7 protein-coding genes are annotated in these 11,169 nt (G+C 42.7%); all 7 read left to right on the top strand.

The genetic code is table 11. The features are described from left to right. Positions 1-11 precede the first annotated feature (11 nt). Genes HUU49_02920 through HUU49_02890 form a run of 7 tightly spaced genes read left to right on the top strand, consistent with a single transcriptional unit; the run spans position 12 to position 11,157 of the window. Positions 12-4,355: a hypothetical protein gene (locus tag HUU49_02920; GenBank protein ID NUM25556.1), complete on the top strand. Its 4,344-nt coding sequence runs from the start codon at positions 12-14 to the stop codon at positions 4,353-4,355. 22 nt (positions 4,356-4,377) lie between these two features. Beyond that, complete coding sequence (locus HUU49_02915) at positions 4,378-5,754, top strand: hypothetical protein (protein ID NUM25555.1); 1,377 nt, start codon at positions 4,378-4,380, stop codon at positions 5,752-5,754. Between the two features lie 37 nt (positions 5,755-5,791). Continuing rightward, positions 5,792-6,970, top strand: a complete 1,179-nt coding sequence (locus tag HUU49_02910) for a methionine adenosyltransferase (GenBank protein NUM25554.1) — start codon at positions 5,792-5,794, stop codon at positions 6,968-6,970. Positions 6,971-7,000: 30 nt separating this feature from the next. Then, the gene (locus tag HUU49_02905; protein ID NUM25553.1) at positions 7,001-8,113 is read left to right on the top strand and encodes a hypothetical protein; all 1,113 of its coding nucleotides are present in this window, start codon (positions 7,001-7,003) and stop codon (positions 8,111-8,113) included. Next, positions 8,114-8,572: a PrgI family protein gene (locus HUU49_02900; protein ID NUM25552.1), complete on the top strand. Its 459-nt coding sequence runs from the start codon at positions 8,114-8,116 to the stop codon at positions 8,570-8,572. Between the two features lie 11 nt (positions 8,573-8,583). Further along, positions 8,584-9,261 (top strand): hypothetical protein, encoded by a 678-nt coding sequence (locus HUU49_02895; GenBank protein NUM25551.1) that lies wholly within the window; start codon positions 8,584-8,586, stop codon positions 9,259-9,261. Between the two features lie 3 nt (positions 9,262-9,264). Next, entirely contained in the window at positions 9,265-11,157 is a 1,893-nt protein-coding gene (locus HUU49_02890) for an ATP-binding protein (GenBank protein ID NUM25550.1), read from the top strand. The last annotated feature ends 12 nt before the right edge of the window (positions 11,158-11,169 follow it).

The following is an 11,169-nucleotide window of genomic DNA, read 5'->3' as shown; positions in this document are numbered from 1 at the left end:
CAAAATAATCAATGATTAAAGTCATTGGAAAACTAAAAAAATATCTGCCAAGACTGTTAAGTGTCCTGCTACTGTTCAGTTTGAGTTTTAGCTTGGCGCTTCCAGTCTTAGCACAGGATGAGGAAAGCCCTAGTTTTTGGTCAGACCCGGTTGGTGCAGTTTCAGCTGGAGTGAGTAATGCGGTAACTGGTGTGCTAGAAGGAGCTGGTAACATATTTGAAAATCTCTTTGTTTCAATTATTCGTTTGATGGTTGGAGCGGTTATTACGGTTGAAGGCTGGGCGTTGATTGTGTTATCAAAAATTTTAATTGGTATTGTTCAGTATAATGATTTTGTTAATGCTAAGGCGGTTAACGTTGGCTGGACTTTGGTGCGAGACGTATCCAATTTGTTTTTTGTGCTGGTGGTTTTAGCGATTGCGATTGGCACGATTTTACGAATTGAGTCATATAACTTCAAGAAATTTTTGCCTAAGGTGTTGATTATGGCGGTGTTGGTCAATTTCAGCTTGACTATTGCCGGCTTAATTTTGGATTTTGCCCAGGTGATTATGATGACGTTTGTAGCCGCATTCGTGAAAGTCGGTGGTGGTGGTAATTTGATGCAGATTTTGCAGGTTAACGAAATGATTAACGCCGCCGCTAATACACAAAGTGAAGGTTGGACAGCGGAAATTGATGTTATTCCAGTAGTGGCAACGGCTTTTTTGGCGGTAATTATGTTGATGATTGCTATTATCGTGATTTTGGTGATGGTAGTGATGTTTGTTGCTCGTATGGTGATGCTGTGGTTTTTGTTAGTGCTTTCTCCGTTACCCTATATTTTGTCGGCCTTTCCTCAGGGGATGCGTTACGCCCAGCAGTGGTGGTCGGAATTTACTAAATACGTTTTGGTTGGTCCGGTATTGGCGTTTTTCTTGTGGTTATCTTTTGCCGTGGTGGAACAAGGACAAGTCTCTGTTGATATACCTTTGGATGGCACTTCAGTGACGGCCGGCGCAGAGTCCGGATTAACGGGGACTGGAGCCGATTTAGTTAATGAGTTTACTCAATCAAACAGCGGCACCGGCAGTACGGCGATTTTTAGCGGCATTGGCGACGTTAATAAATTATTATCTTTAATTATCGGTATTGGTATGCTGATGGCGGGGTTGGTAATTGCCCAACAAATGGGTACGGCTGGCGGCAGTTTTGCGGGAGCGGCTTTTTCAAATATCAGACGAGGCAAATTTATCCCCGGCCAGGCTACAGCGCTTCGTTGGACAGGTAAACGAGCCGATGATTTATTTGCTAAAGTTAATGCGCCGTTGTTTAGAAGAATTGGTGAGACTTCCTGGGGCCGGAAAAGAGGGTTTGACCAGTTGGGTCGGGAAGGCGGATTACGTTTACGCTCGATTCCGGCAGCATGGCAGGCCCGAGGGCAGCGAGTTGAAGGTGAACGCATGCGGCTTGGTACTCAGGCGTTAACGGACGTATTTAACCGTACAATTCCGTTTAATCAAAATCCGACTAATGCCACGCGACGGGCACGGGCCGGAGAGGTTGCAGCCGAACAGCGGCTATTAGCCGACACCACAACTGACGCCGAAGAAGTTTTGAATAAATTACGGAATGAAGACTTGGATAAAACCGGCAAAGTTAAGGCCGGCCGTGAAGTGTATGCCATTGCTAAATTGCGGCAGTTAACGGCTGACCACAATGCTAACGAAATTGTTTTACAGGCTCAGGATGTTTTTGGCGATAATTATACAAATGACGACGTCCGATTAGCCGGACTGACCGATGCCGAAAAACAAGCCCGAAAACTGGATCGAGATTCTAATGGCAACATTAAATATACAACACATAATGTTCAGGAAGCGGTTCGCCATATGTTTAAAGATTATGGCGAAGAATTTCAAGCAGAGGTGGCGTTTGACTTGGGTGAAGTTGGTTTTGCAAACAAAGATGGCTTTTTGTATAAAATGGGCAATAAGAATATTCAAAACGGCAAATTTGAATTAATGACTAAAGACAAAGGCCGCTATCTGGAGCAGCAGGATATTGCAGAGAAATATGCGGCTAAGAAAGAGGGACGTAGATTCATCCAAACTGCTACTTGGCAAGGATTTTTGGAAGAGGTGCGGCCGCATGATATTAAGGATCCAAATAAAACTCATACGATGGGTGCTGGTATGTCGGAATTTGCCATGATTAACCTGGAGCGTAACCCGAAAGCTATGGTGGCGGAATTTCACATGGCGTCTAACGAAATCAAAGATCGGTTATATGAAAACGTGGACGTGATGTTAGAAACAGCTCGGGTGGCTGAACAGTCAGGTAATACTATGCTGGCTAATAACATCAGAGGTTTGGCATATGCCACAATTGGCTTTAAATATGGCGGCCGAAATGGTGTTGATAGACCAAATGAAGTAGAGTATATCAAAAAGAATGGTGGTATTGAAACATTTGCCAATAATCTGGCTGCTGAAATTGCACAAAAGAAATCCGCCCAGATTGGCCAGGTGGCGTACGACAATATTATTAACGACATTAGAACTAATACCTATATTCCGGGAATTGCTCCGGAGCCGACTCCGACTCCGGCTGTTGGTGCTGTACCGTCAGCACCTCGTATGGCGCAGGACTTTGACCGCACTAAGCATGACCGGACGCGTGAAATGGTTGACCGTTACCAGGATGCCGGACTTAACTTTTTTGAAAGTGCTGACTTTAATCCGGAACAATTTGAAGCTGAAAAAGATTTCCGGTGGCGCGATTATGTCTTAAATAAGCGAGATAGAGATAAAATTGTTTTGCCGGCGGAAGTTGAGGAAGGTGCGTTACAAGCAGGCGTAGGACTTAATTTTGATAATGAAGAAGTTCGTGCAGCCTTGGGAGTTGAAGAGGGTATGAGTGGTGCTTATTATGATGAAGCTAGTAAATTTTTAACAATTAGTAAAATTGCCGAAGTTTATCGTAAACAGCTCTTAAGCAGAAGAGAAGAAGGTAGGCTCAATATGACTGACGAAGGAATTGATAACGCTGTTAATCGGGTTCGTGAAGGCCTCGGCCGTGCCAAAACCCTTAGAGTATTTAACACCAGCAGTACTGACCAGCACGAAGATATTAAGCGCCACGAAGAAGCTCATGCTTCGACAATGGGTATGTCGGATCAACAGCTTGATGAATATTGGAATTCATTAAATGCCAGCCAGCGGCGCGATATTCAAGCTGATTTGCGCAAGCGGTATGGCTATGGTATTAGTAATCAAGATTTGAAGCGTGAAGCAGTGGCTGAAATGGCTGGTGTTGGCAAGGGTGTGTATGCAATGAATAACAAGACTCGAGCAGTATTAGAGGGTATGGGTATTAAGTCTCGTGGTGAGGCGAGTGTTGAAAAGATGAGTGAAGCCGCTTCCGCCGCAAGAGCTTTTGGTAGCAAGGTTGGTAAAGGTTTTGACAAGGTTGGCGCCGGGGTGGGAACCGTTGCTTCAGCAATCAAGACTCGGGCCGGTCAGGTTGCCGGTAAAGTGGACGAAGTTTTAGAGGGCGCAATGAAACAGGAAGAGCTTGACGCTTTGCAGACTTATCGTTCGTCACGTTCAACTTTGCGTGGTGCACGATCCCAGTATGATACGGTTAAAACCAGCGAAGAATCATATATTCGGGAACGGGAATCAGAAAAACGGCAACGTGAAGCCTCGGCCAAAGCCCTATTCGATCGGGCAAAACAGGCGGAAGCGGCCGGTAATGTGGGCGAAGCAAAACGTTTGACTAATGAAGGTAATCAGGAATTGCAGCGCAACGACTATATTGATACAGAAATTAGCAGCGCTCGTGAACGATTAAAGAAAGCGGCTGATGAATACGCCAAGGCCGCCTCTGATACCTTGCGGGCAAAAGAAATGGTTGATTCAATTCGCGGCGTTCCAAGCGCGGCAGCTCGTTCGGCCGTTCGTCAGGCGGCTCGGGAAACGTCTCCGGCGGCTCAAGAAGCTGCGGCTTCGCGAGTTAATCCTCAAGAATATGTGAAAGCCGCCCAAGAAGAAGTTGCTCAAAGGACGGAAGAAGTTCAGGAGGCTTTGAAAGGAAGTTTTGACTCAACAGAGGTTGTTCAGGCGTTGTCTGACATTGAAAATGTTTTAACTTCAATGCAGTCATCGCTTGCTAAGTTACCGCAGAATCAGGTTAACCAAAACGCAAAAACTCAGATTGCCCAGGCGCTCGGCGAACTCGGTCGTGCCAGACAAGGCGGTACGCTTGACCCGACCAGCACTTCTGGTTTATTAACCTCAATTAATAACGGAATTAGGGCGTTGTATCGCAGTCAAGGCAAAAAAAATCCGCCCTCGGGGCCAAGAGAGCTTTAATCTTTTTGGAAATTAAAAGCAAATGTACGAAACAGAATTAAAAACAATTGCACAGTCGGTTGCCAGCGGTGAAAATCCGAATCAGCTGGTTGACCAAATTGAAGGCTTGTCTCAGCAGTTAGTTTTTGATTTGGAAATTTTACAGTCCTACAAATTAAGTAAGATTATTGATGAGCTCCAGGCCAAAAACTATGAAAAAATTTCTCCCCGCAATATTGACCGGCTGAATCTGGCTAATGTGAGGTTAAAGTTCACATCTTTGCCGCGCTGGTCGGACAATGTGGTTACCTCATTATTTGAAAAAGATATTGCTAAAGTTTTAGCCGATGACGATATTGGATTATTTGACCGATTAAATGCTTTTTTGATTCAGTTGCCAATTACCGATCGGGATAAATTCAAACAAAGACTTTTAAACCATCTGCGTGATAACACAGAATTGATTAGCAACCAAAAAATTGTTGTTGACGGCGAAGAAAAATCCGCGACCGTTGCCAATATAATTACAGATTATTTCAAAAATAAAGGGGTGAGGGCAACCGACCTTGATTTTGCTGAATACACCATGAAGAATAAAAATTATTTGAAAATGTCTGAAGCAGATAGGTTAAAAGTAAAGAATTTGCTTAAGCTGTTATTTCGCCTAACAACCTCTTCGATGACACCGGAAGGAGTTGAGAATGATTTGGTATTTATTGATGCCGACGGACAAATTAAGGCTATTGAAAACGGAACTATTATTAATTTGACTAATACTAATACTGGTCGCAAGAGCCCATTGCCGGAAAAAATCAAAACAATTTCAGAAAATGATTTTATTCTACCGTCAGAAAGTGCTGGTCCGGCAATTGATACGAACCCCACTGATGTTAATCCGGTCGTCGTAGAAAATTCAACTGTTCAGACTACTCAAGTCCAAGAAGAAATTGTTGCGGCGTATCGTGGTGACGTCAAAATGGCTTCTGCTATTGATAAGGAAATGGAAAAGATTTCTAAAAAGATTGGTGATAACAATCAACAGCTAAGATCAGAATTTATGGTTGCCGTGCAAAATAAAAATATCATTAGAACGGTTGCCTTGTTACGAATTTTGGCGCAGGCCGATGATTTGGAAAAGTTTGTTGTTGAAGATGAGAAATTAAATAAATTTTTGTTGGTGACTTGGGAAAAACAGTATGGCGCCGATTTTGCTTTGGAATTCAAGACTACTCCGGCTCAGCCCAAGTTTATCCGGACCTTTTTGCGCTATATTTTAGAGCAGCGCTTGAACATGCCGGCGAACGAAGCGGCGAGGGTTGGCCAGAAAATCGGGAATATTTTTGTCAGTTTGGGTAAAAAAAGTTATAATAAAATGGCATATTTTGATGTTAATTCAAAAACCTTTAATTGGTTTGAATAAAATTTAAATACTAAGTTGGGGGTTAAAAGGAAAAACCATGAAAGAGACCAAAAAACAGAATCGTTACATATTTAGTTCTGAGTCAGTGACCGAAGGTCATCCGGACAAAGTATGTGACCAGATTTCGGATGCAATTTTAGACGAATTGCTTCGGCAGGATAAAAATTCTCGGGCCGGAGTGGAAACTTTAGCAACTACCGGTTTGGTGGTGGTAGCTGGAGAAATTAGAACCAAGGGATATGTTGATATTGCCAGCGTTGTTCGACAAACAATCAAGGGCATTGGGTATGATGATCATGCGATTGGTTTTCATTGGGAAGACTGCGGCGTTATGGTTGCAATTGATGAGCAAAGTCCTGACATTGCCCAAGGGGTTGACGCTGGTAGAGGTAAATACAAAAAGCAAGGTGCTGGAGACCAGGGCTTGATGTTCGGATATGCCTGTAAAGACACTCCGGAATTAATGCCATTACCAATTATTATGGCTCATCGAATTACTCATCAACTGGCAAAATTAAGAAAAACAAAAGTGTTGCCGTATCTACGTCCTGACGGTAAGGCTGAAGTGGCGGTTGAATATGTTGATGGTAAACCAAAAAGAATTGACACAATTGTGGTGGCGGCCAGTCATAATGAAGATGTTAATGAGGCAAAAGTTGAACGCGATATCCTTAATAAAGTTATTAAACCGGTTGCTAAAAAATATATTGACAGTAAGACGAGATTTTTTGTTAATGCTACGGGTCGCTTTATTAAGTGTGGTCCGCCGGCTGATGCCGGTTTGACCGGACGTAAAATTATTGTGGACACCTATGGTGGCCATGGTTCACACGGTGGCGGCGCTTTTTCCGGCAAAGACCCATCAAAAGTTGATCGCTCCGCTTCATACATGGCTCGATATGTCGCAAAAAATATCGTCGCCGCCGGCTTAGCAGACCGATGCGAACTTCAGGTTGCTTATGTCATTGGCGTTGCCGAGCCAATCAGCATTTTAGTTGACACCTTTGGTACGGGTAAAATTAGTAATGAAAAGATAACTAATTTAGTACGCAAAAACTTCGATTTGACGCCCGCGGGCATTATTAAGACGTTAAACCTGCTACGACCAATCTACAAAAAGACTGCCGCCTATGGTCATTTTGGTAGAATTGACCCTGATTTTACTTGGGAAAAAACTGATATGGCCGCCACATTACGAAAACAGGCGGGATTATAATTAAATTATCTTTCGATAATGGTCCAGAATTTGACTCAAAAAACAGATGATTTTTTCAGCCTGATTGAACAAGAGCAGAAGGCTAAGGCAGCGGTGCCTGATGATGAAATTATTTTTAAGGATGAGCAGGGAAACTTGAAGATTTTGCGAGGTGACCAAGTTTTGGATTACGAGCAGCCAGTTGGTCAAGGGCTTACAAATTCTACGTCCCAATCGTCGGTGGCGAGTAAACCGCTAACCATTGAACCTGAGGTAGAAGAAGCTGTAGCACCGGTTCAGCCAACTCGATCGTTTGGTGAACCATTGAGGTTGGAAGAAGAAATTAGCTCGGTAATTAAGAATGCGGAGTTACATTTTACTTCGCCGGAAGATGAGAAAAAATTTCGTAGTATTGTGAGTTCCCGTTTGCGGGGAATTAGAAATCACCTTCAAACAAAGGAATCGCTGCAGGAATTTCGATTAACCGAAGGAACGGCTTTTGATACTGAAACGATTAATAAAATTTTGGCGGCAATTAGCCGGGAATTGCAGGATTTTGACCATCGTCATCGACAAAATATCAGTACTGATCAGTTTTTGGAACTCCAGGAAGAAGCAAAAAAAATTTTAGCAGAGCCAATTATTAAAGAGGTGCAACCTATTGAGGCTAAGCCCCTTTTTAAACCGGAAATGCCTGCTGATTTAACGCCACCAACACCAGCACAACCACCTATTAGTCCGGCGCCAACACAGATAGCAGATGCACCGGTGATGAGTCGACCGGTAGTTAGTGCCATCGGGTCAAAGCCAAAAATTGAAGATGTTAAATTTAAACCTAAGCTGACTGGTCCGATTGAGGAAATTCGAACCATGACGCTCAAAGACTTCAGGCGCTTGTCACCAACACCAAGTATGGCAGTTCAAAAGATACTTGATAAAGTTGCTTTATTAGAAGATGAATCCTTCCCTAAGAAGGTTGAGGCCATCAAAGCTTGGAAGGAAAGCGAGGTTAACCGGCTGTACCTTTCTTTAGGTGATCAAAGCATGGAAGAACATAAGCCGGTTTCGGAAGTTATCGCCGAGCGCACACAACAAGGCCTGCCGACTTTAACTGAAGAAGAGCTTGAAGCAATTTTTGACTTAAATAAAAGACTACGCTATTAAATGCAACAGTTCGTCGTTCCACAATTTATTGATGTTGAAGATAAAATTATTGGCCCGGTAACGGTCAGGCAGTTTATTATTGTGCTGGTTGGCGCGGGACTTGATTTTGTCGCCTATAAATTGTCTGATTTCAGCCTTTTTCTTTTTTTATTTGTAGTCATTTCTGTTCTGACTTTTGGCGTTGCCTTTATTAAAATCAACGGTCGGCCGGTCCATTATTTTATTTTAAATGTTTTACAGACCTCTAAGAGGCCGAAGATTAGGGTTTGGCAGAAAACTTTTACCAATTCAGAGTTAAAAAGGTATAATAAGAAAGAGACCTTGCCACTGCCACCGGAGATTAGAACCAAAAACCGGGTTCGGGCTTCCCGGCTGGCTGAAATGGCGCTCATTGTTGACACTGGCGGAGTGTATCAGGGTGAAAAAGAACCTCCAAGTAGTTTGCAGCAACTTGTTTAATTAATCTATTTATGAAATCCAAGAAACTTGCCAATAAAAAGATTACAACATCCGCTCAGGGTTATCTTGATATTGCTGAAATCAAGGAGGATACGGTTATTCTTAAAGATGGGACCTTGCGTTCAGTGGTGCTGGTGTCGAGCCTTAATTTTTCTTTGAAATCGGAAGAAGAACAAAATGCCATTATTGCCGCGTATATCGGGTTTTTAAACTTTCTAGAATTTCCGCTCCAGATTGTAATCCAGTCCCGTAAACTTGATATTGACGGCTACTTGAATCGTTTGAAAAAGATTGAGAAAGAACAGACTAATGAATTGCTGCGGATGCAGACGGCTGAATATCGTCAGTATGTCAGTGAACTGGTTGAAATTGGTGATATTATGAATAAGCGTTTTTATGTTGTTGTGCCTTACGACCCAATTTCTGATAAACAGAAATCCTGGTTTAAGCGGTTTTTGGGTGTATTTTCGGCGGCTCAAGAGGTCAAGTTAACGCAATCGGAGTTTATGAAACGGCGGCATGCTTTGTTTCAGAGAGTCGAACATGTTATTACCGGATTATCAAGTATGAGTTTAAAGGCAGTAGTGTTAGACACGCAGAGCTTAATTGAACTATATTATAATACCTATAATCCGGATGTTTCCAGCCGGGAAAAATTGGTTGAGATAAACAAATTACGAGTTGAATAACTTATGGCTATTAAACCAAAAGATTTAATTAGGCAGCAGGCTTTGGAGGATCAGCCGGTTGAACAAGTGCTTTCGCCTGAGCAGAAAAAGGTTAAAGAGCAGGAAGAAATTTTGGAAGCAAAATCAGTGCTTGAGGAAGAAAGAATATATCGGGAAGGCGTTGTTTCAATTAAAGATCTAATTTCTCCGGCAGCGCTGGAAGTGACGCCGACTTTCATTAAGTTGGGTGATCGTTTTGTTCGAACACTTTTTGTTATCGGTTATCCGCGATATATTGCAGTTGGCTGGTTTGCCCCAATCATTAATTTAAGCGTGGCACTGGATATTGCGATGTTTTTTTACCCGGTGAAATCAAATATTATTTTAAAACAGTTGCGCAATAAGGTTGGTGCTCTAGAGGCTCAAATCCTGGCCGATCGCGAGAAAGGAGCGCCGCGCGATCCGATTCGTGAAACTGCATTGCGCGATATTGAAAAACTGCGCGACGATTTGACTCAGGGAGTTGAACATTTTTTCCAGTTTGGTTTGTATGTCACGTTGTACGCAAATACTAAAGAAGAGCTTGATAACCTGACTGGCGATGTGGAGTCTCTGTTTGGTTCACGATTGGTATTTTCAAAAAAAGTGTTGTATCAGGCTGAACAGGGTTTTAATTCAACTTTACCACTTGGCAATGATGAGCTGATGATTGGTTTTAACATGAACTCTTCACCGGTTGCTTCATCGTTTCCGTTTATCTCATCAGAATTGACTTCTGACGAGGGAATTTTGTATGGCATCAACCGACATAATAATAGTTTGATTTTATTTGACCGTTTTTCCTTGCAAAACGCCAATACGGTGGTGTTTGCCACGTCTGGTGCCGGAAAGAGTTATGCTATCAAACTGGAAGTTTTGCGAACGATGATGATGGGAACAGATGTTATTGTTATTGACCCAGAGCGCGAATATAAACATTTGTCTGATGCCGTTGGTGGAACGTATGTTAATATTTCATTAAGTTCTGAAAGTAAAATCAACCCATTTGATCTGCCGCGGGCGGTTGGTGAACAGCGAGCCTCTGATGTCATTCGTGGGGCGGTAATCACCATCAAAGGTCTGATCAGATTGATGCTGGGAGAATTGTCTCATCAAGAGGATTCCATCATTGACCGAGCGCTGTTAGAAACGTATGCCAAAAAAGACATTACGTCCGACTCCGATCTCAGTAAGATTGAGCCGCCGATCATGCAGGATTTTCAGGATGTTTTGGAAGGTATGGAGGGCGGAGGTGATTTAGCGCTTCGACTTAAAAAGTATACTCAGGGGACTTTCTCCGGGTTATTTAACAGTCCTACAAACGTTGATACTAAAAATCAGCTTGTGGTTTTTTCAGTTCGAGATCTTGAAGATGAGTTGCGGCCGATGGCTATTTATACGATTGTTAACTACATTTGGAATGTGGTCCGGTCAGAGCTCAAGAAGCGGGTATTGATTATTGATGAGGCATGGTGGTTAATGCAAAATGAAGATTCTGCTAAATTTATTTACGCATTGGTAAAGCGATGTCGCAAATATTATTTAGGTGTGACGAATATTACCCAAGACGTTAATGACTTTTTGCTTTCGCCGTATGGCCAGGCAATTGTTAATAACTCTTCAATCCAGTTATTGATGCGCCAGTCCCCGGCAGCTATTGATTTGGTGCAAAAAACCTTCATTCTTACTGAGGGTGAAAAATATTTATTGTTGGAGTCTGGCGTTGGTGAAGGAATATTTTTTGCCGGCGATAAGCATGCAGCGATTAAGGTAGTAGCATCCTATACTGAAGATCAGTTAATTACTTCCGATCCACGTCAGATTTTGGAGATTGAGGAGGCAAAGAAAGAATTTAATGAGTCAATGACTCAGCAGTAAGCGGGCTAATAT

It is taken from the genome of Candidatus Buchananbacteria bacterium, from assembly GCA_013359225.1.
Lineage (GTDB): Bacteria > Patescibacteriota > Patescibacteriia > Buchananbacterales > UBA6539 > JABWCG01.
The sequence above is the reverse complement of the archived record's forward strand: the minus strand, read 5'-3'. Positions and strand labels throughout refer to the sequence as shown.